Source organism: Amycolatopsis nalaikhensis (genome assembly GCF_030264295.1).
Taxonomy (GTDB): Bacteria; Actinomycetota; Actinomycetes; order Mycobacteriales; family Pseudonocardiaceae; genus Amycolatopsis; species Amycolatopsis nalaikhensis.
Window position 1 is genome coordinate 7,172,843 of the sequence record NZ_CP127173.1, and the last position, 23,549, is coordinate 7,196,391.

The 23,549-nt window shown below is 70.6% G+C and carries 26 protein-coding genes and 2 pseudogenes; 15 read left to right on the forward strand and 13 right to left on the reverse strand.

All coding sequences use genetic code 11. From position 1 onward, the window contains the following. Window positions 1–198: 198 nt before the first annotated feature. Window positions 199–591 carry an NAD-dependent epimerase/dehydratase family protein gene (locus QP939_RS35140; RefSeq protein ID WP_285450640.1) on the forward strand — a complete coding sequence of 131 codons (393 nt, stop codon included), beginning with the start codon at window positions 199–201 and terminating at the stop codon, window positions 589–591. On the opposite strand, the gene QP939_RS35145 is transcribed toward QP939_RS35140, so the two are convergent. The 3 genes and pseudogenes from QP939_RS35145 to QP939_RS35155 form a co-directional block, all read right to left on the reverse strand. Next, window positions 573–1,100: an enolase C-terminal domain-like protein gene (locus QP939_RS35145; RefSeq protein ID WP_285459918.1), complete on the reverse strand. Its 528-nt coding sequence runs from the start codon at window positions 1,098–1,100 to the stop codon at window positions 573–575. The genes QP939_RS35140 and QP939_RS35145 overlap by 19 nt on opposite strands. Then, the gene (locus QP939_RS35150) at window positions 1,064–1,405 is read right to left on the reverse strand and encodes an enolase C-terminal domain-like protein (RefSeq protein ID WP_285459919.1); all 342 of its coding nucleotides are present in this window, start codon (window positions 1,403–1,405) and stop codon (window positions 1,064–1,066) included. Before QP939_RS35150 ends, QP939_RS35145 begins: the two co-directional genes overlap by 37 nt. A gap of 88 nt (window positions 1,406–1,493) precedes the next feature. Then, window positions 1,494–1,730, reverse strand: a pseudogene (locus tag QP939_RS35155) (mandelate racemase/muconate lactonizing enzyme family protein); the annotation flags it as partial. Window positions 1,731–1,964: 234 nt separating this feature from the next. Between QP939_RS35155 and QP939_RS35160 the strand changes: the two are divergent. From QP939_RS35160 to QP939_RS35180, 5 genes are all read left to right on the forward strand, one after another. Further along, complete coding sequence (locus tag QP939_RS35160) at window positions 1,965–2,552, forward strand: FadR/GntR family transcriptional regulator (protein WP_285450641.1); 588 nt, start codon at window positions 1,965–1,967, stop codon at window positions 2,550–2,552. Between the two features lie 49 nt (window positions 2,553–2,601). Continuing rightward, window positions 2,602–3,750, forward strand: coding sequence for a Gfo/Idh/MocA family protein (locus QP939_RS35165; RefSeq protein ID WP_285450643.1), 1,149 nt, complete (start codon window positions 2,602–2,604; stop codon window positions 3,748–3,750). 73 nt (window positions 3,751–3,823) lie between these two features. Beyond that, window positions 3,824–5,248, forward strand: coding sequence for an ABC transporter substrate-binding protein (locus QP939_RS35170; protein ID WP_285450645.1), 1,425 nt, complete (start codon window positions 3,824–3,826; stop codon window positions 5,246–5,248). Further along, a complete protein-coding gene (locus QP939_RS35175; protein WP_285450646.1) occupies window positions 5,245–7,254 on the forward strand; it encodes an ABC transporter permease in 2,010 nt (669 codons plus the stop codon). Before QP939_RS35170 ends, QP939_RS35175 begins: the two co-directional genes overlap by 4 nt. Further along, a complete protein-coding gene (locus QP939_RS35180; protein ID WP_285450647.1) occupies window positions 7,251–8,513 on the forward strand; it encodes a mandelate racemase/muconate lactonizing enzyme family protein in 1,263 nt (420 codons plus the stop codon). Before QP939_RS35175 ends, QP939_RS35180 begins: the two co-directional genes overlap by 4 nt. On the opposite strand, the gene QP939_RS35185 is transcribed toward QP939_RS35180, so the two are convergent. Beyond that, a complete protein-coding gene (locus QP939_RS35185; RefSeq protein ID WP_285450648.1) occupies window positions 8,510–9,250 on the reverse strand; it encodes a ribonuclease activity regulator RraA in 741 nt (246 codons plus the stop codon). The genes QP939_RS35180 and QP939_RS35185 overlap by 4 nt on opposite strands. A 245-nt stretch (window positions 9,251–9,495) precedes the next feature. On the opposite strand from QP939_RS35185, the gene QP939_RS35190 reads away from it, so the two are divergent. Next, window positions 9,496–9,702, forward strand: a complete 207-nt coding sequence (locus QP939_RS35190) for a hypothetical protein (RefSeq protein WP_285450649.1) — start codon at window positions 9,496–9,498, stop codon at window positions 9,700–9,702. A 22-nt stretch (window positions 9,703–9,724) separates the two neighbouring features. On the opposite strand, the gene QP939_RS35195 is transcribed toward QP939_RS35190, so the two are convergent. Continuing rightward, window positions 9,725–10,564, reverse strand: coding sequence for an SDR family NAD(P)-dependent oxidoreductase (locus QP939_RS35195; RefSeq protein ID WP_285450650.1), 840 nt, complete (start codon window positions 10,562–10,564; stop codon window positions 9,725–9,727). Between the two features lie 57 nt (window positions 10,565–10,621). Between QP939_RS35195 and QP939_RS35200 the strand changes: the two genes are divergently transcribed. The 4 genes from QP939_RS35200 to QP939_RS35215 all read left to right on the forward strand — a co-directional run bounded on the left by QP939_RS35200 (window position 10,622) and on the right by QP939_RS35215 (window position 14,554). Continuing rightward, window positions 10,622–11,194 (forward strand): TetR/AcrR family transcriptional regulator, encoded by a 573-nt coding sequence (locus QP939_RS35200; RefSeq protein ID WP_285450651.1) that lies wholly within the window; start codon window positions 10,622–10,624, stop codon window positions 11,192–11,194. 58 nt (window positions 11,195–11,252) lie between these two features. Then, a protein-coding gene (locus tag QP939_RS35205) for an IS3 family transposase (protein WP_434219583.1) occupies window positions 11,253–12,472 on the forward strand; the annotation gives its coding sequence in 2 pieces (ribosomal slippage) (window positions 11,253–11,535 and window positions 11,535–12,472; 1,221 coding nt in all). A gap of 173 nt (window positions 12,473–12,645) precedes the next feature. After that, window positions 12,646–13,523, forward strand: a protein-coding gene (locus QP939_RS35210; protein ID WP_285459629.1) for an IS5 family transposase whose coding sequence is annotated in 2 segments (ribosomal slippage) — window positions 12,646–13,039 and window positions 13,039–13,523 — 879 coding nt in all. Because the reading frame shifts where the segments join, the coding sequence is not laid out codon by codon here. A 248-nt stretch (window positions 13,524–13,771) separates the two neighbouring features. After that, the gene (locus tag QP939_RS35215) at window positions 13,772–14,554 is read left to right on the forward strand and encodes a TIGR03619 family F420-dependent LLM class oxidoreductase (protein ID WP_285450652.1); all 783 of its coding nucleotides are present in this window, start codon (window positions 13,772–13,774) and stop codon (window positions 14,552–14,554) included. Here the strand turns inward: QP939_RS35215 and QP939_RS35220 are convergent. Beyond that, window positions 14,511–15,722: an amidohydrolase family protein gene (locus QP939_RS35220; RefSeq protein WP_285450653.1), complete on the reverse strand. Its 1,212-nt coding sequence runs from the start codon at window positions 15,720–15,722 to the stop codon at window positions 14,511–14,513. The two genes, QP939_RS35215 and QP939_RS35220, sit on opposite strands and share 44 nt — an antisense overlap. Window positions 15,723–15,813: 91 nt before the next feature. Here QP939_RS35220 and QP939_RS35225 point away from each other — a divergent pair, with 91 nt between their 5' ends. Continuing rightward, entirely contained in the window at window positions 15,814–16,257 is a 444-nt protein-coding gene (locus QP939_RS35225; RefSeq protein ID WP_285450654.1) for a MarR family winged helix-turn-helix transcriptional regulator, read from the forward strand. A gap of 28 nt (window positions 16,258–16,285) precedes the next feature. On the opposite strand, the gene QP939_RS35230 is transcribed toward QP939_RS35225, so the two are convergent. From QP939_RS35230 to QP939_RS35255, 6 genes are all read right to left on the reverse strand, one after another. After that, window positions 16,286–16,969: an MFS transporter gene (locus QP939_RS35230; protein WP_285450655.1), complete on the reverse strand. Its 684-nt coding sequence runs from the start codon at window positions 16,967–16,969 to the stop codon at window positions 16,286–16,288. A gap of 4 nt (window positions 16,970–16,973) precedes the next feature. Further along, the gene (locus QP939_RS35235; RefSeq protein WP_285450656.1) at window positions 16,974–17,324 is read right to left on the reverse strand and encodes a hypothetical protein; all 351 of its coding nucleotides are present in this window, start codon (window positions 17,322–17,324) and stop codon (window positions 16,974–16,976) included. Between the two features lie 173 nt (window positions 17,325–17,497). Next, window positions 17,498–18,316, reverse strand: coding sequence for a serine hydrolase (locus tag QP939_RS35240; protein ID WP_285450657.1), 819 nt, complete (start codon window positions 18,314–18,316; stop codon window positions 17,498–17,500). 115 nt (window positions 18,317–18,431) lie between these two features. Beyond that, window positions 18,432–19,298: a hypothetical protein gene (locus tag QP939_RS35245; protein ID WP_285450658.1), complete on the reverse strand. Its 867-nt coding sequence runs from the start codon at window positions 19,296–19,298 to the stop codon at window positions 18,432–18,434. Next, window positions 19,299–19,793 (reverse strand): SigE family RNA polymerase sigma factor, encoded by a 495-nt coding sequence (locus QP939_RS35250; RefSeq protein WP_285450659.1) that lies wholly within the window; start codon window positions 19,791–19,793, stop codon window positions 19,299–19,301. A 70-nt stretch (window positions 19,794–19,863) separates the two neighbouring features. Beyond that, complete coding sequence (locus QP939_RS35255; RefSeq protein ID WP_285450660.1) at window positions 19,864–20,286, reverse strand: hypothetical protein; 423 nt, start codon at window positions 20,284–20,286, stop codon at window positions 19,864–19,866. A gap of 258 nt (window positions 20,287–20,544) precedes the next feature. Between QP939_RS35255 and QP939_RS35260 the strand changes: the two are divergent. Both QP939_RS35260 and QP939_RS35265 read left to right on the forward strand, forming a co-directional pair. Then, window positions 20,545–20,628: pseudogene (locus QP939_RS35260) on the forward strand (winged helix-turn-helix transcriptional regulator); the annotation flags it as partial. A 91-nt stretch (window positions 20,629–20,719) separates the two neighbouring features. Beyond that, window positions 20,720–20,887 carry a winged helix-turn-helix transcriptional regulator gene (locus QP939_RS35265; protein WP_285450661.1) on the forward strand — a complete coding sequence of 56 codons (168 nt, stop codon included), beginning with the start codon at window positions 20,720–20,722 and terminating at the stop codon, window positions 20,885–20,887. A 9-nt stretch (window positions 20,888–20,896) separates the two neighbouring features. Here QP939_RS35265 and QP939_RS35270 read toward each other — a convergent pair whose 3' ends face one another. Next, entirely contained in the window at window positions 20,897–22,090 is a 1,194-nt protein-coding gene (locus QP939_RS35270; protein WP_285450662.1) for an oxygenase MpaB family protein, read from the reverse strand. A gap of 263 nt (window positions 22,091–22,353) precedes the next feature. Between QP939_RS35270 and QP939_RS35275 the strand changes: the two genes are divergently transcribed. Further along, on the forward strand, window positions 22,354–23,523 hold the full coding sequence (locus tag QP939_RS35275) for a TetR/AcrR family transcriptional regulator (RefSeq protein ID WP_285450663.1): 1,170 nt from the start codon (window positions 22,354–22,356) through the stop codon (window positions 23,521–23,523). Window positions 23,524–23,549 lie beyond the last annotated feature (26 nt).

The following is a 23,549-nucleotide window of genomic DNA, read 5'->3' on the forward strand; positions in this document are numbered from 1 at the left end:
TCCTCGGGGGTTGACTTCAAGTGCTTGAAGTTCTGCATTCTGTCCTCATGACGACCGGAGCCAGGCGTGGCTGACGATCCTCGGGGCGTCGCGGCGCAGCGGGCTGAGTGAGCCGACCCGGCGCTCCTCGATTCGCTCGGCTGCCCGCGCTCGGCCGCGCTGCGGGTCGAGGACCTGCGGCGCTACCTCGACGGGGCGATGCCCGTGGTGCCGCCGCTGTACTTCGGTGTCGTCGACGTCCGCGACGTCGCCGACCTGCACGTGCGGGCGATGACCCACCCGGAGGCGGCGGGGGAGCGGTTCCCCGCCGCGGCCGGGTGCCCGGTCAGCTTCCTCGACCTGGCCCGGATCCTGGCCGCCGCCGGGTTCGACGTGACCACCACCGAGCTGACCGCCGAGCAGGTGCGGGCCGCCGCGGAGACCGACCCGGCCATGCGGGAAGCGGCCGCCCGCCTCGGGCGCGTGCCCGTGATCCGCACGGACAAGGCGCGCGGCGTGCTCGGCTGGCGGTCCCGCCCGGTCGAGGAGACCGTGGCCGACACCGCCCGCAGCCTCCTGGCCCCCGCGCCGGGTTATTCGAACACCCCGTAGCCCGCGACGGCGTGGGCCCGGACGCCGTCCATGTCGAGCTCCACGCCGATGCCCGGGGTGTCGGGCAGCGTGATGTAGCCGTCCTTGACGATCGAGCCGCTCCCGTCGGGGGCGTGGACGTAGCTGTCCCACACCGCGCGCTCCTCGAGGGCGTGCCATTCCTGGACGAGGAAGTTCGGGATCGCGCCGCACTGGTGCGACGTCGCCATCGTGCCCAGCGGCGTTGACACCAGGTGCGGTGCGAACGGGATGTAGTGCAGTTCCGCGAGGTTGGCGATCTTCTTGGCCTCGGCCAGTCCGCCGCACTTGGGCACGTCCGGCTCGATGACGTCCACGGCACCGCGTTCGAGGAGCTCGCGGAAACCCCAGCGCAGGTAAAGGTTTTCTCCCGCGCAGATGGGCGTGCGCGTCTGCGCGCGGACCCGCACCAGCGCGTCGACGTTCTCCGCCGGCAGCGGCTCCTCCAGCCACATCAGGCGGAACGGCTCGAAGCCCACGAGATCCGGCACGCGCTCGGCACGTCGTAGCGGGCGTGCAGGTCGATGGCCAGGTCGACGTCCGGGCCGATCGCTTCCCGGACGGCGGCCACGCGCTCGACCATCGAGCGCAGCTCGGCCGCGTTGATCGTGTTGTTGAAAGCGTCGAACTTCGCCGGGTGGCGCAGGTTGTCGATGTCGAACTTGAGGGCCGTGAAGCCTTCGGCGACCATCCGCTGGGCCCGGTCGACGCACCCGGCGACCGAGCCCGCCGGGTCGTCGCCGTCGCCGCAGTCGGCGTAGAGCCGGATGCGGTCGCGGAACTTCCCACCGAGCATCCGGTGCACCGGCTGGCCCGCCGCCTTGCCCGCGAGGTCCCACAGCGCGAAGCTCGATCCCGGACAGGGCGATCACGAACACCCCGCTCTGCGCGCCCGCGAAAACCTTGCTGCGGCGCAGTTTTTCCCAGCACCGCTCGACGTTGCGCGGGTCCTCGCCGAGCAGCAGGGGGGTCAGGGACTTGATCATCCCGACGACGGCGCCCGCCCCGGCGTCGGGATTGGCCTCGCCGAACCCGCTGAGGCCCTCGTCGGTGTCGATCCGCACCAGGGTGGCCTGACCGTGGTAGGCCACCACCGCCGTCGTCACGTTCACGATCCGCATTGCTCTCCCGCCGCCGGGTAGTGCCGGAAAAAACGGACTGTCGCGAAGTCGAACTTGTCCTATAAGCTGATGACATGCCAAGGAGACAAGAGTCTCCGGACGCTGTCAAGGTCCGGACCCTTCCGGTGCAGGTGGCGGCCCACCTGACCCGGCGGATCGTCCGCGGCGAAATCGAGGGCGGCCGGGCGCCGTCGGAAGCTCGAGATCTCGCAGGAGTTCGGGGTTTCCCGCGTCGTGGCGCGGGAGACGCTCAAGATCCTCGCCTCGCTCGACATCGTCGACGTCGTGCAGGGCCGCCGCGTCGTCGTGCGGCCCCGCGCGGAATGGGACTACCTGAGCCCGTTGCTGATCGAGTGGCTGCCCGCGGAGACCGTCGACGAGCTGCTGCAGGAACTGCACCAGATGCGTGCGCTGCTGGAGCCCGAGCTCGCCGCGATGGCCGCGGCCAGCATCACCGATGAGACGCTGGAGCGGCTCAAGGACGAGATCGACCGCATGGCGGCGCTCGAGGCGGACCCCGACGCCTACCTCGAGGTCGACCACGAGTTCCACATGGAGATCTGCCGGGCGGCCGACAACCGCATCCTCGACCGGATCATGTACTCCGCCCGCTGGCTCGGCACGGCCAGCCGCCGCCTCACCAACGAGGCACCGGCGGGGCTGCGCCGCGCCACCGCCCAGCACACGGAGATCTACGAAGCGCTCGTGGCGCGCGATCCGGAAGCGGCCCGCGCGGCGATGCGCAAGCACCTGAGCAACAACTACTCCACGCTCCTCGCCGAGAAGGAGCAGCGAAGCAAGCGGGCCGCCAAGCGGCGTTGAGACACTGCACGACCGAGTTCCGCCAACCGTTGACGAGAACGGAATGGGCATGGGAGCACCGGGGATCCCACCGATCCGGCTGGGGCTGATCGGCACCGGCCTCGCGGTCGAGAAGCTGCACTGGCCGGCGTTGCGCCAGCTCGCCGAGCGGTACGTCGTCACCGCGTTCACCGACCCCTCCGACGAGCAGCGCCGGCGCTTCACCGGCTACAGCGGGACCGACCCGTCGAGTGCCACCGCCGACCGCACCGCGTTGCTGGCCCGCGACGACGTCGACGCCGTGCTGATCTCCGTGCCGATCCCGCACCTGTACGAGGTGGCGCGCGACGCGCTCGAAGCGGGCAAGCACGTGTTCTGCGAGAAACCGGCCGGTGTCGACGCGGAGCAGGCCGCGGCCTTCCTCGCGCTCGCCGCCGCGCACCCGGACCGCACCTTCGTGGTGGGCGAGAACTACTTCTACCGCGACGACCTGCGCTACGCCCGCGCGTTGCTCGACGACGGCGCGATCGGCCGCGTGCACCTGGTGGCGTGGCGGCACGCCGTGCGGTCGGTGCCGCGCGCGGGCGGGTTCACCGGCACGCCGTGGCGGCACCGGCCGCAGTACCGCGGGGGCGTGCACCTCGACGCCGGCGTGCACCACATCGCCCAGATCCGGTTGCTGTGCGGCGAAATCGCGCTGGTGCACGCGGCCGTGCAGACGGCGAACAGCACGATCGACGCACCGTCGGACCTCGCGCTCAACCTCGTCTTCACCGGAGGTGCCATCGGCAACTACACCGCGTCCTACGTGGACATCCCCGTCCCGCCCGAACCCAACGACATGCGGCTGTACGGCACCGAGGGCGTGCTCGTGCTCGCCGGAGCCGAGCCGGAATACCGCGTGACGCGCTGCGGCCCGGACGCCACCACCCACACGACGGTCTTCCGCGGTATCGACAACGGCTACCGCGCGGAGCTCGTCGACTTCGCCGATGCAGTGCAGTTCGGCGCGCGGCCAGTCGGCAGCGTCGCGCAGAGCGTGGCCAACGCTTTGGTCGTCCAGCGGGCGTTCGACTCCGCGGAACGGGCGGCCGCACTGGCGCTCGACCCCGTGCCCGGCGCGGGCCCGGTTCCGCTGTGGCGGCCCCGCGGCTCGGCCGGGCTGTTCGACGGGCTGCCAGGACAGCGCATAAGCAGTTCGGCGTCCTTCGCCGCTTGAACCACCCACAGCTGGGCGCTCGCCTCGCTGTCCCGCCGGTCGCAACGTCGCCCCGTCGGTATGAGGAGTTGTCATGGAAGAGAAAACGGAGTGGTCGAGGCGCACTTTCCTCGGGGCGAGCGCGCTGGGCGTGCTCGGCCTCGCCGGGTGCGGGAGCGGCCCCGCGCCCGCGCCGAAGGTCGACGTCCAGGTACCCCAGGCGCTGCTCGATCAGGCGGCCCCGCTGCGCGGCGGGTCGGTGGGGATGCTCTCGCAGAAGCTGTACTCGGAGGCCGCCAACAAGGCGCTGGACCGGTCGCTGCAGGTGTTCGCGCAGGCCACCGGCACCACCATCCGCAACGACCTGGTCTCCGGCGACGCCGGGGACATGGTCGCGAAGATGGACGCCGAGGTGAAGGCGGGCACCAGCCGCGACCTGGCTTTCGTGAGCGACCGGCGGTTCGTCGGCCAGCTCCACAACCTCGGCGCCCTCACCGACGTCACCGACGTGGTCACCGAGATGAAAGCGCTTTACGGGGAACCCGCGACGGCGTCGACCAAGTTCTGCGTGTTCGACGGGCGCTGGTTCGCGATCCCGTACCACTTCATCGCGTCCGGGATGTACCTGCGCAAGGACTGGTACGCGGAGAAAGGACTGCCGCTCAAGCCCTATTACTCGTGGGAAGAGCTGCGCGACAACGCCTTGGCGGTCTCCGACCCGGCGAAGCGGCGCTTCGGCTGGGGTCTCACGGTGAACCGCTCCGGCGACGCCAACGGCTTCATCCAGAACGTCATCGACACCTACGGCGGGGCGATCGCGGACAACACCGGCACGAAGGTGGTGTTCAACTCGCCGGAGACCGTCGCCGCCGTCACGTTCATCGGCGACATCTACACGAACCCGAAGTACCAGCCGATGCTGCCACCCGGGGTCGGCAGCTGGACCGACTCGAGCAACAACGAGAACTGGCTGGCCGGGATCCTGGGGCTCACGCTCAACCAGTTCAGCGTCTACGCCGACTCGAAGACCAAGAAGAACCCGGTCTACGCCAACACCCACGTGTTCAACGGGGCCACCGGACCGGCGCTCGACCGGCCGCTGGCATACGGCGAGTCCAACTCGTTCGTCGTGTTCAAGGGGGCGAAGAACCCCGATCTCGCCAAGCTGGTGGCGAAGTTCATGGCCGGCGGGAGCGCGCTGCTCGGCGTCGCGAAGGAAGCACCGTGCCTGGTCAACCCCTCGTGGAGCAAGGTGTGGGACTCCGACCCGTACTACACCGGCGGTGACCCGGCCTTCCCCGCGCTGCGGGAGCAGACCCGCACGCCGCTGCCGGTGACCACCAAGACCGGCTACGCGTTCCCCCAGGCCCCGAGCCCCGGCGAGCAGGCCGCCCTCGCCGCCTACCTGCTGACCGACATGATGCAGTCGGTCATCCAGGGCACGAAGCCGGCCGACGCCGTCGCCGCGACGCACGGCCGGATCGTGCAGATCTTCGAGCAGCAGGGCTACAAGCAGTGACCGTCCTGCGGCCACGCCCGGCGCCGGCCCGCCCGGCGCCGGGCACGTCTTCCTCGCTCACGCGGACGCAGCGGCGGCTCGGGCGCGACTGGCGCCTCGCCGCGGTGTTCATCGGGCCGACGCTGGTGCTGGTCGCCGGCCTGATCCTGGTCCCCATCATCAGTTCGGTCTTCACCAGTGCCACCGAACGCCACGGTGCGGAGACGGTCTTCGTCGGGCTGGACAACTACACGGCCCTGGTCGGCGACGGCTTGTTCCACCACGGCGTGCTCAACTCGTTCGTCTTCACCGCGTACGCCGAGATCTTCAAGGTGACCTTCGGGCTCATCGCGGCGTTGATGCTGCACCACATGCGCCGCGGCCGGGCGATCATCGCCGGGGTGATCCTGCTGCCGTGGGTGATCCCGACGGTCGTCACGGCCTTCACCTGGCGGTCGCTGCTCGACCCGATCTTCGGCAGCGTAAACGTCCTGCTCACCGATACCGGCATCGGGCCCGGCCTCGCCGCGATCGGGCTCGTCGACTCGTGGCCCGCGGAGTGGCTGTCCGATCCCGCGCTCGCGCTGCCGTCGGTCATCCTGGTCAACGTCTGGAAGGGCATCCCGTTCTTCACGGTGACGTTCCTCGCCGGGCTCAAGGCGATAGACAGCAACCTCCACGAGGCGGCGATGGTGGACGGCGCGTCGCCGTGGCAGCGCTTCGTGCACATCACGCTGCCGGGCCTGCGCCCGGTCATGATCGTGACGGTGCTGCTGTCGTCGATCTGGACGTTCAACAACTTCGACCTGATCTGGCTGATGACGCAGGGCGGTCCCGGGGACGCCACCGCGCCGTACGTGATGGTGGCGTATTCGAAGGCCATCCAGCAGCTGCAGCTGGGCGCGGGCGCCGCGGTCACGCTGGTGATGCTGCCGGTCATCGCCATCCTCGTGGTGATCCTCGTGCGGATGATGCGCCGCAGCGATCTGCCGGGCGCGGCCGACCTGGGGCGCCGTCGGCTGACTCCCGGGCAACGTCGCGCGCTGCCCTGGGTCATCGTCGTGGTCTCGGTGCTCGTGCTGGCCTGGGCGTCACCGCACATCGTGTGGAAGGCCGCGCTCGTGCTGGGCGTGTTCGTCGTGCTCGCGGCCGCCGTCGGACGGCTCGTCTCCGCGCTCGCCGCGCGGAGCAAACGGCTGGCCGCCCGCGTGGTCGGCGGCACCGGCTCGGGCATCGCGCTCGTGGGGCTGCTGGGCTTCGTGCTCGCGCCGCTCTACTGGATGACGGTCACGGCCTTCAAGTCCGACGACCAGATCGTCGCGCGCACCGACGACCTCTGGCCGACGCCGTGGACCACCGAGCAGTTCACCAACCTGTTCACCGGCCGGGCGTTCGGCACCTGGTACGTCAACACCATCCTGGTGTCGCTGGCGTCCACGGTGATCGCCCTGATCTGCGCGGCGCTGGCCGGCTATGCGTTGGCGCGGCTGAAGTTCCGGGGTTCGGAGAGCTTCACGGTGACGATCCTGCTCACCTACGTGATGCCGGGCGCGCTGCTGTTCATCCCCCTGTACCAGCTGATGAGCGGGATCGGGCTCAACGACTCGTTGTGGTCGCTCGTGCTCGCCTACCCGACGTTCACGCTGCCGTTCGCGACGTGGCTGCTCGTCGGCTACTTCAAGTCGATCCCGGCCGACCTCGAGGAGGCCGCGCTGGTCGACGGCTGTACGCGGTTCGGCGCGTTCGTCCGGATCGTGCTGCCGCTGGCCAAACCGGGCCTGCTCGCGGTCGCGCTGTTCACGCTCACCAACGCGTGGAACGAGTTCCTGTTCGCCTTCGTGTTCATCACCAAGGACGAGAACAAGACGCTGCCCGTCGGCATGCAGTCGATGATCTTCGGCGACGTCGTGCCGCAGGGGCAGCTGGCCGCGGCGTCGCTGCTGATCAGCATCCCGGTCGTGCTCATGTACGGGTTCGGGCAGCGGTTCCTGACCGAGGGCCTCACCGCGGGCGCGGTGAAGGGATGATCACCGAAGAACATGTCCCGACGGCGTCGCGGCCGAGCGACCTGCGCATCACCGACCTGCGGGTGGCCACTGTGGACGGCGTGCCGTTCCGCTCCTCGATCATCCGGATCGACACCAACCAGGGCCTCGTCGGCTACGGCGAGGTGCGCGACCAGGCCAGCGCCACCTACGCGCTCATCCTCAAGAGCAGGCTCGTCGGCGAGAACCCCTGCAACGTCGACAAGATCTTCCGCAAGATCAAGCAGTTCGGGCACCACGGCCGTCAGGGCGGCGGGGTCTCCGGTGTCGAGATGGCGTTGATGGACCTGGCGGGCAAGGCGTACGGCGTCCCCGCGTACGCGCTGATCGGGGGCCGGTTCCGGGACGAAATCCGTTGCTACGCGGATACGCCGTCACTGCCGGACCCAGAGGCGATGGGGGCCCGGCTGCTGGAGCGCAAGCGGCGCGGGTTCACGATGCTGAAGATGGACGTGGGCATCGACCTGCTGTGGGACGTGCCGGGGGCGCTGATCGCGCCGCCCGGTGCGCGCGAGAACCGGACGACGATGCACCCGTTCACCGGCATCCAGGTCACCGCGCGCGGTGTCGAGCACCTGGTGTCCTATGTGGACGTCGTGCGTTCGGTCGTCGGCTACGACGTCGCGCTGGCGGCCGACCACTTCGGCCACATCGCCCTCGATTCGTGCATCCGGATCGGCCGCGCGCTGGAGCCCTTTACGTTGGCGTGGATCGAGGACCTGATCCCGTGGCAGCTGACCGGCCAGTGGCGGCAGCTCACCGAGGCCGTCGCCGTGCCGACGTGCACGGGGGAGGACATCTACCTGCTCGAGGGTTTCCGGCCGCTGCTGGACACGGGCGCGATCCGGGTCGTGCACCCCGACCCGGCGACGGCGGGCGGGATCGCGGAGACCAAGCGGCTCGGCGACTACGCGCAGGAGCGCGGGATCCCGATGGCGTTGCACCTGGCGGCGTCACCGATCGCGACGATGGCGTGCGTGCACCTGGCGGCGGCCACGGAGAACTTCCTCGCCCTCGAACACCACGCGGCCGACGTGGACTTCTGGAGCGACCTCGTCACCGACCTGCCTCGGCCGCTGATCCAGGACGGCCACATCACGGTGCCGGACACGCCGGGACTGGGTTTCGGCGACCTCGACGAAGAGCTGGTGCGCCGCCACCTCGATCCGCGCGATCCGGTGTTCTTCGCGGAAACGACGCACTGGGACAAGGAGTCGAGCCACGACCGCCTGTGGAGCTAGGCGCGGCCCTGCTCGGCGCGCCACCGTTCGTATTCGGGCCGGGCCTCGTCCGACAGCGGGTAGTACAGCCGCATGTCGCCGCCTTCGGAGAGCCGGATCCGGGAGAACTCCTCCCATTCCGCGTGTTCCTGGGCGTGCGCCACCAGAGCGGGGGCGAGCTTGACGGGCACGACGACGGCCCCGTCGTCATCGGCGACGACGATGTCGCCGGGCTCGACGAGCGTGCCCCCGCACGCGACCGGCACGTTGACGGCGGCGGGGACGATGTCGGTCTGGGCGTGGAAGTTCGGGGTGGCGCCCCGGATCCACAGGCCCAGCCCGAGCCGCTTGGCCTCGGCGGTGTCGCGCAGGCACCCGTCGACGACGACGCCGAGACCGCCGCGGCCCTTGAAGTAGGTCAGCATCATTTCGCCGAACACGCCGCTGTTCATGTCGCCGCGCGCGTCGACGACGATCATGTCGCCGGGCTGGGTGTGGTACATGACGTGCCGGTGCAGCTGCTTTTCCGGTTCTTCGTACTCGTCGACGGGGTAGAGGTCTTCCCGCTTGGGCAGGAACTGCAGCGTCAGCGCGGGCCCGGCGACGCGGACGCCGGGGGTCACGGAGACGGGGCCGCGGATGAAGGCGCTGCGAATGCCCATGCGGCTGAGTTCACCACTGGCGGTCGCACTGCCGATGGCGGCGAGAGCCGCACTGAGTTCGGCGGGCGGGCGAACGATGTCGGACGTCTCGACCACGTCGGCAGCTCCCTCGGGTTGGCCCTGACCGGAGATCTCCAAGCCTAGTGGGCGAAACCGCTTTCCGCGACGCCCGATGGCGCAAGACGTGGGAACGGGAGCGGGCACTGGCAACGGAGGTTTCGCTGCGCTCCCGGATGCGGCACGTGGCCGTGGGGCTCGCGGGTGCCTCCGGTGCGGCGTTGATCGCAGGCCGCTTTCGCGGTGCTGATCGCGGTCGGGCTCGCGTGAGCCGCCTTCGCCGGGTGGGTCTTGAGCCGCCGCCGTCTGCTGTTCGCGCCCGGGACCGCCCGCTCGCGCTCGCGGTCAGCGTGGGCACCCGCGTTGTCGGCACGGCGTCGGCCGCGGCCCGGGGGACCACGGCCGAAACGTCGCTCGCCATCGTTCTCCGCCGGTTCGCTGCCGTGCTGTGCGCGGCGTTGCCGGCCGGGATCGCCCTGCTGATGGCGTGACCACCCCCGGCGCGGCCTTCGGTCAGATGCTCCGGTGGGTGCTGACCGCGGCTCGGAGTTCGGCCAGTTTCGGGGCGAACTCCGCGTCGAGCGCCAGCGGGTCGCGGGCGTTGAGCTCCTGCATCCTCCGGCGTTCCGGGTGCTGGGTGTTGATGTCGATCAGGCCTTCTTCGAGACCGGCCACGATCTGCGCCACCACCTCGCCGACGGGGCGCAGCCCGTAGCCCAGGTCCGCGCCCGCCTGGGTGGTCGTCATCATCGGCGTGTCGACCGGGCCGGGGTAGACCGATGCCACGTGGATTCCGCTGCCGTACAGCTCGCGGCGCAGAGCTTCGCCGAAACGCATCAGACCGGCCTTCGTCGCCGCGTACGTCGCGTAGAACGGGGTTCCCACCAATGCCGAGGCCGACGAAATGCCGATCACCGCGGCGTTTCCGTGCTCGGCTCCCGCTGCCCGGAGGTGGGGGAGCGCCGCGCGGGTCGTGAGGATCGGGGCCAGCAGGTTGAGCTCGATCATGGCGCGGATGTCTGCCACGTCGATGTCTTCGAGCGCCGCCGCCCGGACGTTGCCCGCGTTGTTGATCAGGACGTCCAGGCCGCCGAGTGTCTCGGCCGCTTCCGCGACGACGCGGTCCGGCTCGCCGTCGGCGGTCAGGTCGGCCGTGATCACGTGCGCCGTTCCGCCGCGCTCGGCGACCAGTGCCGCCGTTTCGGCCAGCGGCTCGGCGCGGCGTCCGGCGAGCGCCAGCGCGCCCTGCCGGGACGCCAGTTCCAGGGCCAGGGCGCGCCCGATGCCGCTGCCCGCTCCGGTGATCAGGGTGCGGCGTCCGCGCAGGTCCAGCATCTTTGACACAGTCGTCATAAATGGCAATCTAGCCGGTCTTTGGCAGCTCTGTCAAAGATGGGGTAGGCTGACGACGTGGCGGGTAAGCGGCAGTTCGACGAGCAGCGCACGCTCGAGCTGGCCAGGGACGTCTTCTGGGTGAAGGGCTACGGCGCGACGTCCATTCAGGACATCGCGAACGCCTCGGGCGTCCTGCGCGGCTCGCTCTACAACGCCTACCAGGACAAGGAAACCCTCTTCCTGCAGGTGTTCGAGGGGTATGCCCGCGACTTCCTCGCCGAGGCCGCCCGCGTGCTCGCCGACCCGGACGCCGGCCGTGCCCTGCGGGAGTTCTTCGACTTCACCATCGCGTCCATGACCGCGGGTGAACCCGCGCGCGGCTGCCTGACGACCAAGACGGCGATCGACTCCCGAGCGGACGACGACCGGATCCGCGCGGCGTTGCGCGATCTGCTCGACCGGCTGGAAGAGCTCGTCCGGGACCGGCTGTCCACTGAGGAGAACAGGCTCACCCTCCCCGCGCCCGAGGCGGCGCGCGTGCTGGTCACCATGACCCGGGGCATCGTGGTGATGGAACGCGTCTACCAGGACCCGGAACGGCTCAAAGCCACCGCGCGGTCACTGATCGACGTCGTCCTGCCGTCCTAGGGCCTGTGGACCGCCCCGGGTTGGTTGGAGGCTCTGATACCTGGAAAGGTGAGGAGCTATGGCACCACCGAGGAAATACTCGTCTGAGCTGCGGGAACGTGCGGTCCGGATGGTCTTTGAGCTACGTGAGCAGGGCGAGCGGACGGGTGTGATCGCTCGGGTCGCTGACCAGCTTGGTGTGCATCGGGAGGCGTTGCGGACCTGGGTGCGGCAGGCCGAGGTCGATGGTGGGAAGCGGCCCGGTACGTCGACAAGTGATATCCAGCGGATCGCTGAGCTGGAGCGGGAGAATCGTGAACTGCGACGGGCGAACGAGATCCTGAAGGCCGCGTCGGCGTTTTTCGCCCGGGAACTCGACCCGAAACCGCCGCGCTAGTCGAGTTCATCGATACCCACCGGGATCAGTTCGGTGTCGAGCCGATCTGTGCCGTGCTGGAGGTGTCGCCGTCGACGTATTGGGCGGCGAAGAAACGGGAGTCGGCCCCGTCTGCTCGCGCGGTCCGGGACGAATGGCTGAAGAAGGAGATTCTGCGGGTGTGGCATGGGCCGGGGCGTGGCCTGTACGGGGCACGGAAGGTATGGCGCCAGCTCGGTCGGGACGGTGTCGAGGTGGCGCGGTGCACGGTCGAGCGGCTGATGCGCGAGCTGGGTATCAGCGGGGTGACTGCGCCCCGTAAGCGGCCACGGACCACCATCCCGGCTGCGGACAGGCCAGGTGACCTGCTTGAACGTGACTTCACCGCGGACGCGCCGGACCAGCGGTGGGTCGCCGACATCACCTACGTCGCCACCGCGGCCGGCTGGGCGTACACCGCGTTCGTCCAGGACCTGTACTCCCGGCGGATCCTCGGCTGGCAGGTCGCCGATCACCTGGGTGCCGACCTCGCGCTCGACGCTCTGGAGATGGCAATCTGGGCACGTGGAGGCAGTTCCGGAGGCGGTATTGACGGTCTTGTTCACCATTCCGATAGAGGCGTTCAATATACCTCCATTCGCTACGCCGAGCGGCTTGATCAGATCGGCGCGGCGCGTTCGGTGGGCAGCACAGGAGATTCCTATGACAATGCCGCAGCCGAATCGCTCAACAGTCTCTACAAGAAGGAGCTCATCGACTACCGAGGCGACTGGGAGAACACCACGGACGTGACGCTGGCCACCATGGAATGGGTTGCCTGGTACAACAGGGAACGGCTACATTCTTTCTGCGGGAACACCCCTCCGGCTGAGTACGAGGAGACGTTCCGCGCCACGGCCACTGAGTCTGGCGCAGTGGTCTAGAACCAACTCAACCGGCCTCCAACATCACCGGGGCGGTCCACTGTATCGAAGTCGTCTCGGGCTGGTTGAGCTGGTGTTGGGCGTGTCGGTGGCCGACATGGGTGAGGTCTCCGGTAGGTGGTTCGTCGACCAAGAAGAACCTGAACACCGGAGACCTCGTGGACACCCTAGCGGTGACGAGGCGGTTCGACCTGACCGACGAGCAGTGGGCGGCGCTGGAGCCGTTGCTGCCCGTGCCGTCACGGCCGGGTCGGCCGTCGTTGTGGAGCAGACGGCAGTTGATCGACGGGATCCGGTGGCGGGTGCGCACCGGCGCGCCGTGGCGGGACATGCCCGAGGGATATGGGTCCTGGGCAGCGGCTTATGGCCTGTTTCGGCGCTGGCAACGGGCTGGTGTCTGGCAGCAGATTCTGACCGCGTTGCAGGCTCTGGCCGAGGCGGCAGGGCGGATCACGTGGGATGTCAGCGTGGATTCCACGATCGCGCGGGCGCATCAGCATGCGGCGGGTGCGCGGAAAAGGGGGATCTGCAGGCCGAGCCACCGGGCGGGGTCACCGTCGAGCCGGAGGATCATGCGTTGGGCCGGTCGCGGGGCGGCTTGACCACGAAAGTGCATCTGGGGTGTGAGCAGGGGCAGAAGCCGTTGTCGATCGTGCTGACCGCCGGCCAGCGTGGCGACAGCCCGCAGTTCATTCCGGTCCTGGCCGGGATCCGGGTGCCCCGACCGGCCGGTGGGCGGCCGCGGACACGTCCTGATCGGGTCCTTGCGGACAAGGCCTACACCTCGAAAGCCAACCGTGCTCACCTGCGCGGTCGCGGGATCAAGGCGACCATTCCGAGCAAGACCGACCAGGATGCGCATCGCAAGGCCAAGGGGTCGAAGGGCGGCCGGCCACCGGCCTTCGACCCCGAAATCTACAAGCAGCGGCACGCGGTCGAGTGCGGCATCAACCGACTCAAACGCCACCGTGGGGTGGCCACCCGCTACGACAAACTCGCCGTCCGCTACGAAGCCACCGTCCACGTCGCCGCGATCAACGAATGGCTCTGACCCACTTCGATACACGCCCTAGGCCGGGCCGCGCGACGTCCGGATTCGAGGGGTTCCCGGCCGGACGAAGGCGGTGCCACCCGTCGCCCGGCGCGCAGCATCGAAACCATGGAACTCGGTATCGCACTCCCCACCGCCGGGCCGCAGACCTCACCGGAAACCCTGGTCAAGGTCGCCCGGGAGGCCGAACGGCTCGGTTACGCCGCACTCTGGACGTTCGAACGCGTCCTGCGCCCGCTCGAAAGGTCGTGCTGTGGACCGGCGGTGAACCCGCGCTGGTCCCGGAGTTCTACGCCTCGACGTACGAGCCGCTGGCGACGCTGGACTACCTCGCCGCCGTGACCGAGCGGATCAAGCTCGGCACCGCGGTCCTGGTGGCGCCGCTGCACGTGCCCGTGGTGCTCGCCCGCCGCCTCGCCACCCTGGACCGGCTCAGCGGCGGCCGGGTCGTCGCCGGACTGGGCCAGGGCTGGCAGACCCAGGAGTTCGAGACGGCGAACGTGCCCGCTTCCCGCAAGGGCGCTCGCACCGAAGAGTTCATCACCGCGATGCGCGCCGCGTGGGGCCCGGACCCGGTGCGGCACGAGGGGGAGTTCTACCGGATCGCGCCGTCGGAGGTGAACCCCAAGCCGGTGCAGGCGCGCATTCCGGTCCTGCTGGCGGCGAACTCGCCCGCGGCCGTCCGGCGCGCCGCCCGGATTTCGGACGGCCTCATCCCGATCACCTCCTCGGCGGAGGAACTGCGCGGCATCGTCGCCACGTTCCACGACGCCGCCCGGGAAGCGGGCCGCGACCCCCGCGACCTCGTGGTCGTCAACCAGGTGCCGTGGCGGGGCCACGCAGGTGTACCTCGCCGGTGGGCAGGGGCTCGGCCTCGGCGAGGGCCTGCGAGGCTCCGATGTGGACGGATGGCTGGAGCTGCTCGGCGAGGTGATCGAGGCCGCCGCGCGCCTCGGCGTCCTGGAGCCGTGAGGAAGACGCCGCCGGTCACTCGAGCCGGGCGCCGCGGCGCCAGATCGCCCGGGTGCTGAGCGTGTCGCCGATGTTCGTCGTCGGGTCGCCGTCCACCAGGAGCACGTCGGCGCGGAGGCCCTCGGCGATCCGGCCCCGGTCGGTCAGGCCGAATCGGCGCGCGGTGGTCGCCGTCGCGGCGCGCAACGCCTGGGACGGCGTCAGGCCCGCCGCCACCAGGTACTGCAGCTCTTGGTGCAGGCTCGCTCCGTGGGCCAAGCCGCCGAAGAACGTCTCGGCCATCGACGCGTCCGTGCCGGCCAGCAGGTCCACGCCCGCCTCGGCCAGTGCCCGTACCGTCGCCAGGACGTCGTCGAGCCTGCCCTGCGGGTAGCGGTTGTAGCTGGACCGCAGGGTTTTCTCCCACTTGTCGTCGAGGCGGCGGGCGACCCGGGGGTCGTCGGCGAGGTCGCCGCCGGTGATGCCCATCATCGACGCGTCGAGGCAGACGCACGGCACGACGAACATCCCCGCCTCGGCGATCAGGTCCACGATCTCCGTGATGTGCGGGCGATCCATGAACACGTGGACGAGCCCGTCGACCCCGGCTTCGACGGCCATGCGGGTGGCCTCGAGGGTCAGCGTGTGCGCCACGGTGAGGGCACCGTACTTCTTGGCCTCGGCCACCCCGGCGTCGAGCGTGGCCTGGTCGAGCATCGGCAGGCCGGGGTGACCCTCGACGCTCCCGTCGTCGATCATGAACTTGATGTAGTCGGACCCGCGCGCCAGGAGCTGCGGGACGTACGCGGCCGCCTCTTCCGGGGTCGTCGAAAACGGCATCAGGGGCAGCACCGGCGGCAGGTCGCCCGCCGGGCGGAAGCCTTCGGGCATGAGCTCGCTCGGGTGGCCGCCGGGCGGGGTGATGCCGAAGCCCGCCGACCGGACGTCGGCGACCGTGTCGTCCTCGGTGATGTGCGCCCGGTTCTCGCGCGTGTTCATGCCCTGCATCTCCAGCTCGGTGGTGACGCCGAACCGCAGGGCCAGTGCCAGTGAGCCGGGGGCGGAGTGGACGTGCGCGTCGATCAGCCCGGGCAGCAGCGTCGCGCCCCGGCCGTCGACGACCTCGGCGCCTTCGGGCGCTTCGCCGCCGACCGCGCGGATCTTGCGGCCGTCGAGGACGACGGTCCGCACTCCCAGCGTCTTCTCTCCGTCGAACACCCGGGCGCCGGTGATGGCGGTGGTGGCCATGGTGGTCTCGCTCTCTCGCTCGCAGTTACATACCTGATGCTATGCAGTTTACGATTGGTATGCAAATGCCGGGAGTACTACGATCCCGGAGGTGAGCAGTGACGACGAACTGCTGGACCAGATCGGCCCGGCCCTGTCCCGGCTGCGCCGGCGCACCCCGGCGTCGGGGCGCGACCTGTCCCGCAACCTGGTGCTGAACGTGGTCGCCGACGCCCCGGGCGAGATGACGGTCGGCGGGCTCGCCGCGGAGATGGGCGTCGCGCAGCCGGTGGCCAGCCGGACCGTCGCGGCCTGCATCGCCGACGGCTTGCTGCGGCGAGCGGCTTCCCAGGCCGACGGCCGCCGGACGGTGCTCGAGCTCACCGAGCAGGGCGAGGCCGAGCGGACCCGGTTCGCCACCGAGCAGCGCGCGGCCTTCGAAGACATCACCGCCGGGTGGCCGAAGGAGGAACGCGCCCAGTTCGCGCGGCTCCTCGTCCGCTACACCACCGACGCCGGCGCGTGGTCCCGCCGCCGGGCCGTGAACGAGCGCTGACGGACGACCCTCCGGTCGCGGGTGTACCTCAGGCGCCGCCGGTGAACTCGGTCGGGCCCGGTGGCGGGTACGGCATCCCGTTCGGGATCGGCGGCGCCTGGCGCTTGGCCGCGGACAGGCTCACGATGCCGAGGACCGCGCTGACGACGAGCGCGACCAGCAGGAACGGGATCGCGGCCAGCTGGATCACCCGGAATCCCACCGCTTCGGAGATCACCTGGCCGATCACCGGCGCGAGCAGCAAAGCCAGCGCGGCGAGGGCGGCGAACACCCCCGCGAGCACGCCGCGTCGTTCGCGGGTCTTGAGGATCAGCGCGACCGTCGCCCCCGTCGCCGCGCCCGTGCCGAGGCCCTGCAGGGCCCGGCCGACCGCGAGGAGGCCGCCCGCGTTGGTGAAGGCCACCAGCAATACGCCGAAGAACACGAAGCAGATCGCCGGGATCGTCACCGCCGTGGGGGCGCGGGTGCCCAGCAGGAGCCCGACCGGCACCGTCAGCGCCGCCGCGACCACGAACGACACCAACCCGACGACAAGCGCGCCCAGGTCGGACAAGCCGAGGTCGCGCTGGAGCGCCGACATGCCGTCGAACTGGTAGATCACGGTCAGCATGAACAACCCGATCAGCGCGGCGAGACCGGGGCCGAACACCTGCCACCGGGCGGGCCCCACGACCGGGCGGGTGACAGGCGGCGTCGGCGGCGTCACGTGCATGCGGTCACCGTATCGGGTCGAGGGCCGCTTCGTCGGGCGTTGCCGGAAGTGTCCGGATGTCCTCGTAGGCCGTGCCCGAGAGGCACAGCGCCAGCAGCTTGTCGACCACTTCGACGACGTCGCCGCTCTCCGACCACGCGACCGCCGACTCGGCGAACGGGTCCGCCAGCGTGAACGTGTCCACCACGCGCACCGCGACCGCGTACTCCGGACCGCGGATCACGACCGAATCCACCCAGCCGAGGCCCGTCCGCGTCGCGTGCAGCCCGTCGACCACCCCGAAGGGGTTGGGCAAGGGCCGGATCACGAACCCGTGCGCCCGCAGCTGGGCGATGCGGCCGGCGGCGGGGTTCACGGCTTCGCGGTCTCGGGCGCCGGAGCGGTTCGACTGTCGTCAACGCCGGGGGAAAGCAGGCGTTTCGTCCGCATCGTGCACCTCGATCCAGGAAGGAACCTCCCGACTCTTGTTCGCTACCAAGGAGTAAGCCAGCCAGGGTGGGTCGCATCACATCGGCAGCCGGGGCGGTTTCACGCAGTGCGGCCGAACAATTGCTGGGCGACGGTCTTGCACACCGCGGCGCCGTACCGGTGCTCGTCACCCTGGTCCGGGTAGTGCACCATGACCGCGAGCACCCAGTGGTCCCAGATGGCCAGGCAGTTGACCGCCCACCAGCTCCCGTGCCGCGTCCAGCCGTTCTTGACGGCCGGGTGCCGTCCGGCGAGCGCCGGTGCCTCCGGGATGCCGAACGCGTCGCCCGGCTCGACCGACCGCATCAGCTCGAGCAGCTTCGACCGCCACTGCGCGCTCAGGCCCGGCCCGCGAACCACGCACTGGCCGAGCAGGGTCGCGTCGGTCGCCGGCATCGTGGTCTTGGACCACCAGTCCGGGTGGACCCGCGTGTCGCGCAACCCGCAGGTCCGGATCATCCGCGTGATCGAGGCGTCCCCGCCGAGCCGGAGGTAGAGCGTCTGGGCGGCGTGGTCGTCGCTGGCCCGGATCATCCTGGTCAGCCGGGTCTCGTCGGCGGCCGAGATCCGCGACTCCCGGGCGGCGAGGAAGTCCACGGCGAGCCACGTCTTGATCATGGATTCGGTGGTGTTGCGCAAAGATCCGTCGCCGACCACGACGCCGGTGTCGAGCTCGCGCAACGCCCAGGACCACTCACCGCGGACATCGACGACCACCTTGGCGTCCACCGGCCCCGCCGGGCGCCACGTGCTTGGTGGTGGCGCCGGCGAGACCGGATTTCCGGCCGCGGCCGTCACCCGCGGGGAACGGAGGAAGAACGCCGCGGCGAGCGAACCGACGACGACGCCCACCAGGACGACATTCACCAAGATACGCATCGAAACTCCTTGCGCGCACAGAGAAATGCCCATTCCGTGACGGGACGGCAAAGAATGCAGAATGCGCTTTCCGGCGACCGGATCGCCCGGTCTCAGAAGCCGGGGATCGGGTCCCTCATCGGGCGAGCTGAACGGAGTCCAGCAAAGCCAGCGCGGCCGGTTCGTTGGCGTGCGAGCTGGCGATTTCGACCGTGTAGGCGCCGATCGCCCGCTGGTGGTACGCGGGCAGCGGGTCCTCCGGAGAAGGGGGGCTCGCGGCGTTGCTGCTGGTCAGGGACACGGTCAAGGCGAGACACCGGTTGTCGAGCGGGGCGCCCGCTTTCTCGGGGTCGGGGCAGAGGACGAGGGTGTTGGTCTCGGGCTCGCTGGTGAACGTGGTGACCTTCTGTCCCTGGGGGACCCGCACCGACTTCAGCGGCGACGCGATGACCGGCGGCGTGCCGCGGAGCTTCGTCAGCAGGGCGAGCATTTCCGCGGCCGTCACCGGCTTCGTGGTCCGCACCCGGATCCACCTGCCGGGTCCGTCTTGCCACGTGACCGAGCGGGGGTCCGCGAGCTGACCGGCGGTCGTGGGCTTGGCGGCCAGCGCACTGCCGGGTGCGGTGCCGTCGCGGACCTCGATCTCGAACCCGTACCGGTGGTCCTGCGCGTAGTGCAGGCTCGCGAAGTGCGGCTGGACGGCCCAGAACAGCAAGGTCCAGGAACCGTCCTCGAGGCTCACCGCCGGTGCGGCAGGGGGAACCTGCTCGGGGGACGCCGAGGCACTCCCGAGTGTGACCGCCGGGGGCGCCGTCGCGGTGTCCCGGTCCAGCAGCACGACGCCACCCGCGCCGATGGCGGCCACCGCGAGCGCCACCGCGGCGACGCCGGTCGTCCGGCGCCGCCGGATCCGCCGGGTGGCGACGGCGAGCACGGCGTCCGGGTCGGGCGCCAGGGACTCGCGGGCGCGCAACGCGCTGCGCAAGTCGTCGAGGTCGGTCATTCAGACGGTCTCCTTGCCTTCTCGGAGTCGGATCCGCAGCGAGCTCAAGCCGCGCGAGACGTGGCTGCGCACCGTCCCGGGCGCGCAACCGAGGATCGCGGCGATCTCGTCGTCGTCGCGGTCCTCGTAGAAGCGCAGGACGATCGCCGCCCGCTGGGCGCGGCTCAGCCCCGCAAGCAGGTCGCTGAGCTGGTCGGCGTCGGCGATCCGCCGCGCCGGATCGGGCGCGGACGGCTCGCGGAACCGGGTGACGTCGGAGGCGGCGTGCACGGACCGCTGGTACCAGTGGCGGCGCCAGGTGAAGTACCCGTTGACGACGGTCTTGCGCAGGTAGAGGTCGGGCCGGTCGGTCGCCGAGATCCGGCGCCAGCGCTGGTGTGCGCGCACGAGTGCGTCCTGCACGACGTCCTGGGCCAGGTCGCGGTCGCCGGTCAGGACGGCGGCGAACCGCACCAGGCCCGGCAGGTGCTCGCGCGAGAACTCTTCGAACTGCACACCACTTAAACTGGTCCTGCCCCGCGGTCTGTTGCAGTCGCGGCCGGATTTTTCCGAGAGAGCGTGGGTCTCAGCCCGCGGAGTCGATCCGGCGGTCGACGGCGATCCAGTTCGTCTCCCAGGTCAGCCCGCCGTCCGCGGAGTACGCCTGCTCGAACTTGACCTTGTCCGTGCCCTGCCGGGTGATGCGGAAGCGCACCTTGATCGGGCGGTCGCCCAGGTGGTCGTCGCCGGTGAACTCGCCGACGCCGTCGCGGAAGCCGCCGTACACCGCGGGCGTGGGCAGCCCGTCGCGGATATTGATGAACGTCAGGCTCCACCGGTTCGCCTGCGGCTCGTACAGCCGCAGGTTGAGCCCCTCGATGCGGCCGTCCGGGCCGGCCACCTTCAGCTCGACGACGTTCGCCCGCCGGTCCAGCAGCGGGCGCACGACGGACGTGCCCTCGAAGCTCAGCCAGTGGTCGTCGGTGTCCGACAGCGGGTTGGCGAGCACGCGGACCTCCGTGCGCCAGGTGCCGATTTCCCAGTCGAAGTCCCGCTGGCCGTCCTCGGCGGCGGACGGCGCCGCCGCGGCCGACGCCGGGACCGCCAGCGCGAGGAGAGCGAAAAGGGCGACCAGGATTGTCCGTGTGGCACGGTGAGCGTGCGGATTCTCATGGCTCGACTATCGGGACGGAGCACCACCGTGGACAAGAACGCACCTGCAGGTAACCCCTCCCCGGCGCGCCCCAACCCGCTGCCCGGCTGCCCGATGGCCGCGGCGTTCGCCGCGATCGGCGGGAAGTGGAAGCTGACCCTCGTGTACTGGCTGGCCCACGGGGAGTCGCACTTCGCGGGCCTGCGTCGCCGGGCCGCGCCGATCACGGCCAAGGTGCTGGCCGAGCAGCTCCGCGAGCCTCGAGGCCGACGGGCTCGTCGAGCGCGTGGTGACCGGGCCGGTCCCGGCGCCCGTCATCTACCGCCTCACGCCCTACGGCACCACCGTCCGGCCCGTCGTGGAAAGCGTGCGCGTGTGGGGCGAGGCCCACCTGCGGCACACCGACGACGAGGCCGCCGCCGGCGAGGCGATGGGCTGCGCCCACTCCGTCGCGTAGGGCACGGGGTCAGGCACCGGGCCGGTTGCCGGTGGGGATCGTGATCGGCGTGCTCGTCGGGGAGCTGACCTTGTTGAGGAACAGCATCGCGATCGCGCGCAGGAACTGGTCGAACAGGTAGAACCCGGCCGGGGCGATCGGCAGCAGGCCTTCGCGGAAGGCGATGTAGGCCGGCCAGCCCGTGCGGACCAGTGTGGCCGCCGCGTAATCGCGGGGCAGGCCCAGCCAGTCGCCGACCGCATCGCTCAGCACGTAGCGCACGAACTCGTTGAGGAACCCGCGGGTGACGCCGAGGTCGATCTGTGCCGTCAGGCCCAGCAGCTCCGCGGCCAGCTCCTTGCCCTCGGTCGTCGGGGCCAGGAGCGGGGTGAGCACCCGCGTCGACTGCGCGTCCGCCTCCGCCCACGTCTTGGGGATGAACTCGTCCCGCACGCCGAGCAGGTGGATCGCGACCTGCCACTGGTGCAGGAAGGCCTCCTCGTCCGCGGCCGACATCGGGACGCGCCATTCGAGCAGCTTCCGGTGCACGTAGGTGCCGAGGCTGTGGAAGGTGACCAGGATGTCGCCGTTGCTGATCGGGATCCGCTCGTCGGCGACCGCCCGCCAGTGCGCCGACTGCGGCAGCAGGTGGCGCACCGCGGCGTGCACCAGGCGTGTCTTGTTGGCCGTGACCACGAACTGGCCCGAGGGCTCGAACGCGTTGAGGTCGCTCAGGTCGTAGCCGAAGGTGAACGTCTTGGCCGCGCGGTCCTGCATGTTCGCGCCGCCGGCGGACCAGTAGACCGATTTGGCCTCGCGCGGGATGACCGTGCTCATGATGCCGCTGCCGAGGCCGTAGAGCATGAACAGGTAGGTGTCCTTGCGCCGGTTGAAGTCGGCGGCGCGGCGCAGCTTGGCGGGGTCGGCCCAGGACGGCAGCCGGTTGACTCGCCGCAGGTAGCCGGCGAGGTCGGCGGGCAGCCCGGTGGGCAGGGGGTCGTCGTTGTCGACCCACGGCCGCAGCGCGGTGTTGAGCGCGGGGACCTGGCCGGCGTCGAGGATGCCCGCCATCAGGCCGTCGACCTCGTCGTCCCAGACCCACCACGGGTCGGCCCCCGCGGCGGTGGTGCCGGTCGACGCCCACGCGGGGACGACGCCCGCCGCGCTCGCCAAGCCCAGCGCGACGCCGAGGGACAGGACGTTCCTCCTGCTGAGATTGCTCATTTACTTACCTAGCTTCCTTGGTAGGCATCTGCCGGGCCGATCCGGAACCGACGCGGGCAGTCAGGCATGAGCGGTGCGCTCCACGGGGGAGATTCTCCATTAACATAGCGAGCTGAGTAACCCGTCGGCAAGAGCCTTCCCGGCCCGGTTCGGGCCACCACGCCGACGCGGCCGGTGCCCGGATGCGGCGAGTCTCCCGGTTCACTTCGTGGTTGACTGGCGCCCATGGCCCCGTACCCGCGCGCGTTCGCCCGGCGGCCGCGGTGACCGCCGAGCCGGCCGCGGCCGCCCGGCCGCGCAACCGCAGGCACCTCATCGTCGAGGCGGGCGCCAAGGTGTTCGGCGAGCGCGGCTACCACGGGGCGTCGATGGAGGAGATCGCCGCCGGGGTCGGCATCACCGCGGCCGCCCTCTACCGGCACTTCCCGAACAAGTACGCGCTGTTCGCCGAGTGCGCGAACGTGATGGCGGACCGGCTCGTCGCCGCGCTCGGCGAGGTGCCGTCGGACGCGTCGACGGCGGACGTTCTCGCCGCCGCCACCCGGGTCACGGTCGCCCACCGCGCCGGCGGCGGCGTCTACCGGTGGGAGGCCCGGTACCTCGACCGCGAAGACCGCAGGGTGCTCAAGGGGAAGTTCGAGCGGGTCGTCGAGCGGGTGGCGGACGTCGTGCGGCGCGAGTACCCGCAACCCGACGAGCACCTGCGGGCCGTCGCGGCCCTCGGGGCGATCGGCTCGATCACGATGCACCACACCTCCCTCGCCCGCCGGCGACTGGAAGACCTGCTGCTGGCGGCCGCCCTCCGCGTCGTCGCGACCGATCCGGCGACGGCGCCCGCGGACGCGCGGCTCGTCGAGCTGCCCGCCCCGCCCGTGCCGCGCACCCGGCGGTCGGAGATCCTCGCGGCCGCCATCCCGCTGTTCGACCGGGACGGCTTCGCCGCCGTCACCAACGGCATGATCGCCGAAGCCGTGGGGCTGGTGCCGTCCGGGCTCTACCGGTACTTCCCCGGCAAGGCCGACATCCTGGCGGCGGCGTGCCTGCAGGCCGCGGACCTGCTGGCCCAGGCGGTCGAGCACAACCTGCGCGGGGTGCGCGATCCGCGCACGGCCCTGAACGCGTTGACGGCGACGTACGTGGCGTACAGCTTCGAGCACAACGCCCTCAACAACGTGGCCAACGCCGAAATCGTCGGCTTGCCCGATGCCCTGCGCCGTCCGCTGGTCGCCGCGCAGCGCGAGCACATCGCCGTCTGGGAGCAGCACCTGCGGCAGGCCCGCCCGGACCTCGACGCGCACCAGGCGCGGGTGCTGGTGCACGCGGGTTTCGGCGTGGTGGTCGAGGCGGGACGGCGCCTGCGGTGGCGGGACAGCCCGGAGCACCGCGCGGCCGTCGGCGCGCTGCTGGTGAGCGCCTTCGACGCCGGGGCTTGACAGACCGGGGGTGGTGGTATGAACCT

Coding starts and splice junctions, on each gene's coding strand:
- QP939_RS35140 (WP_285450640.1), top strand. CDS start 199: ATGCCCGTGGTGCCGCCGCTGTACTTCGGTGTCGTCGACGTCCGCGAC.
- QP939_RS35150 (WP_285459919.1), bottom strand. CDS start 1,405: ATGCTCGGTGGGAAGTTCCGCGACCGCATCCGGCTCTACGCCGACTGC.
- QP939_RS35165 (WP_285450643.1), top strand. CDS start 2,602: ATGGGAGCACCGGGGATCCCACCGATCCGGCTGGGGCTGATCGGCACC.
- QP939_RS35170 (WP_285450645.1), top strand. CDS start 3,824: ATGGAAGAGAAAACGGAGTGGTCGAGGCGCACTTTCCTCGGGGCGAGC.
- QP939_RS35180 (WP_285450647.1), top strand. CDS start 7,251: ATGATCACCGAAGAACATGTCCCGACGGCGTCGCGGCCGAGCGACCTG.
- QP939_RS35195 (WP_285450650.1), bottom strand. CDS start 10,564: ATGACGACTGTGTCAAAGATGCTGGACCTGCGCGGACGCCGCACCCTG.
- QP939_RS35220 (WP_285450653.1), bottom strand. CDS start 15,722: ATGGCCACCACCGCCATCACCGGCGCCCGGGTGTTCGACGGAGAGAAG.
- QP939_RS35230 (WP_285450655.1), bottom strand. CDS start 16,969: ATGCACGTGACGCCGCCGACGCCGCCTGTCACCCGCCCGGTCGTGGGG.
- QP939_RS35240 (WP_285450657.1), bottom strand. CDS start 18,316: ATGCGTATCTTGGTGAATGTCGTCCTGGTGGGCGTCGTCGTCGGTTCG.
- QP939_RS35245 (WP_285450658.1), bottom strand. CDS start 19,298: ATGACCGACCTCGACGACTTGCGCAGCGCGTTGCGCGCCCGCGAGTCC.
- QP939_RS35270 (WP_285450662.1), bottom strand. CDS start 22,090: ATGAGCAATCTCAGCAGGAGGAACGTCCTGTCCCTCGGCGTCGCGCTG.